The following is a 3008-nucleotide window of genomic DNA, read 5'->3' on the forward strand; positions in this document are numbered from 1 at the left end:
AAGGAAGCAAAGCTTACGCTTTGCTGCTACAAGTGGTGGTATGTGATGGATTATTCGGTTGTGATTCCTGTTTATAACGAAAGGGATAATCTCGAGATTTTATTAAACTCCCTCACTGAGGTTATGGATTCGCTTCAGAAAGAATATGAGATAATCTGTGTGAATGATGGAAGCAGGGATGGGAGTGATGAGGTTCTTAAGGCTCTAAAGAGAAAATATGAACAATTGAGGGTAGTAGAATTTGAAAGAAATTGTGGTCTAACAGCTGCTCTAGATGCAGGATTTTCTATGGCCCAGGGAGACATTGTAATTACTATGGATGCTGATATGCAAAACGACCCTCAGGATATTCCCAAGCTTCTTGAACGGATAGTAGATTATGATGTGGTCTGCGGGGTGCGAAGTGGCAGGCACGACCCCTGGTTAAGGATTATTTCTTCCAGGATAGCCAATTATGTCCGAAATAAAGCAACTAAAGAAAATATTATAGATGTGGGCTGCACGCTCAGAGCCTATAAGAGAAAGTTCTTGTCCAGACTGAAACTTTTTGATGGAATGCATCGCTTCCTTCCCACTCTTCTTAAATGGGAAGGGGCTAAAGTTATGGAGGTGGAAGTTGACCATCATCCCCGACTTTATGGAAAGACAAAGTACGGCGTCTGGAATAGAGTGTTTAAAGCGTTTATTGACCTTTTGGCAGTAGTGTGGATGAAGAAAAGAAGACTAAATTATAAAATTAAGGAGTAGATTATGAACTACTGGTTAATATTAGGTTTTTTTGCTCAGGCGATGTTTTTTATGAGGTTCCTTTTTCAGTGGATTGCCTCGGAAAGAAGAAAGGAGAGCTACATTCCCAATATTTTCTGGTTCTTCAGCCTTTCCGGTGGGCTTCTCCTTCTAACTTATGCCATCCACAGGAAGGACCCGGTATTTATTCTGGGACAGTCGGTTGGTTCGTTTATTTATCTTAGAAACATAATTCTCATTTATGGGAAGAAACAGAAACCGGCTTGAGCGGGAAAGCTGATGAACTTAAAAACGAAAGCATTGGGATTTATTAAAGGGAAGGAAATATATTTTATTCTCGCTATAGCATCTTTTGCTCTATTCTGTTCGGGTTTTTCGGAGATAACCACTCACCAGAGTGATGAGACTTATTACCTCAGTTCCGGCTTAAATATGGTTAAAAGCGGGGATTGGATAACACCAGTCTTTGAAGGCCAGGAAGTGAGGTTTCAGAAGCCCATACTATTCTATTGGCTTGTCGCTCTCTCTTTTAAGGTTTTTGGAGTTAACATATTTTCCGGGCGCTTGCCATCGGCCATTTTCGCTGCTTCTGGTATACTACTCATTTACTATTTCTCGCTGATTCTTTTCGGTAATTCCAAAGGAGCACTCTTCTCTGCGCTTGCTCTACTTTCCAGTCCGCTCTATTTCCTTAACGCGCGAGCTGCCAGGACAGATATGGTGCTCACCTTTTTTATAGCCCTTTCCCTGCTCTTTTTTGCCAAAGGATTTTTTGGACAAAAGAAGCGGCGTTCGTACTTTATCTTCTCATTTATAGCTATGGGGCTGGCCACTATGACTAAAGGCCCTCCTGGTTTTTTGATTCCCTTGATATCCATAGTGGTACTATTATCGGTTTTTCCAAAGAATAGGCCGGTTTTAAAAGATATTTTTTCTCCCTGGCCGTTCATATTTTTTCTGTTGATAGTAGTTCCCTGGCCTTTGGCAATGTCTCTTCTTCATGGAAATAAATTCATAAATTCTTTCTTTTTCTCGGAATTAGTCAATAGAGTGGACAGGTCTTCGATAGATTTACTTTCCAACATTGGTTACTATTTGGGTACATTGTTAAGACATTTCTTCCCCTGGTCGATTTTTCTTCTTATTGGTATTCTCTCAACCAGGAAAAAGGAGAATAATAGAAATGAAATTACATTCCTCTTTCTCTGGTTAACTGTAACCTTTGGCATGTTTACTTTTTTTGTCTCTTCTGGCCATTCCCGATATTTGCTTCCTCTTTCTCCGGCTTTAGCGCTTCTTAGCGGAGAGTATCTGGTGAGGATTGAGGAGCAAGGTGCTTTCAGGAATAGAATTTTCAAATTAATGGTCCTTTTTATTTTAGCATTGTTTATACTTTTAGGTTTGGTTTTACTCTTTTTAACTGTTGCTATTTATTCCTTTGGGTATTATGGTTTCGCATTTTCCTTATTGGCGTTGATAGTTATACTGGGAGGGAGTATTCTTCTGGGAAGATTTTATAAGAGGCGGATCTTCTCACTAATTCCACCGACGATAGCCTGTACAATGGTAACGATTGCTTTTATTTTTATTGGAGGGATTATCCCGGCAACAACACCCGACCCCTGGAAAGAGCTGAGCTTGAAATACCTTAAAGGAGTTAGTACGGAAGACAAAGTTATCACCCTGGGACTCGGCAGAGGCCCAAGGGTTTGGTTAACTATCTACACTTCTCGGTTTTTGGATGGGATCTACTATGGAGACCAGATAGGTTTGGCTTACGATTATCTAGAAGGTGAAAAGGCATCACCAAAGACTTTATTTGTCATCTTGCCCGATTCTGAGTACATAAGACTTCCGGAGAACTTAAAACAAGATTATCCCATAAAAGGAAGTAGTTTTACCTATGATATGAAAGGAGAAGAAAATACAAAGGAGATTTTTCGGGCAATTCGCGAAGGGAGATTAAAGTCTTTTTTGGATGAACATAGAAAATACTTCTATGTATTAACGAATAGGAATAACTTGTAGGTGCCCCGTACAAGCGGGGTGGTCGCCGGAACTCTCTACTCTATTGGTAGTGTAGGGGTTTGTCCCCGTTAAAATTACGCCCATAAAGGGCTACACTACACGCCCATTATTGCTATTTTTTTCTTTTTTTGGTATACTATAAGGTAATTTTTATTCTGGGTAGAACTAATGGGAGATTTGATGGTTTCCGATAAAAAATTTATTATGGGGACGTATAAACGTTACCCGCTAAC

3 protein-coding genes are annotated in these 3008 nt (G+C 40.0%); all 3 read left to right on the forward strand.

The features are described from left to right. Positions 1–747: glycosyltransferase family 2 protein (locus tag VMW39_00005; protein ID HUW22408.1), on the forward strand; the 747-nt coding region annotated here is incomplete at its 5' end. 3 nt (positions 748–750) lie between these two features. Further along, entirely contained in the window at positions 751–1014 is a 264-nt protein-coding gene (locus VMW39_00010) for a lipid-A-disaccharide synthase N-terminal domain-containing protein (protein HUW22409.1), read from the forward strand. Positions 1015–1026: 12 nt separating this feature from the next. Next, entirely contained in the window at positions 1027–2775 is a 1749-nt protein-coding gene (locus VMW39_00015; protein ID HUW22410.1) for a glycosyltransferase family 39 protein, read from the forward strand. Positions 2776–3008: the final 233 nt, after the last annotated feature.

This window comes from bacterium (assembly GCA_035530055.1).
GTDB lineage: Bacteria > UBA6262 > WVXT01 > WVXT01 > WVXT01 > WVXT01.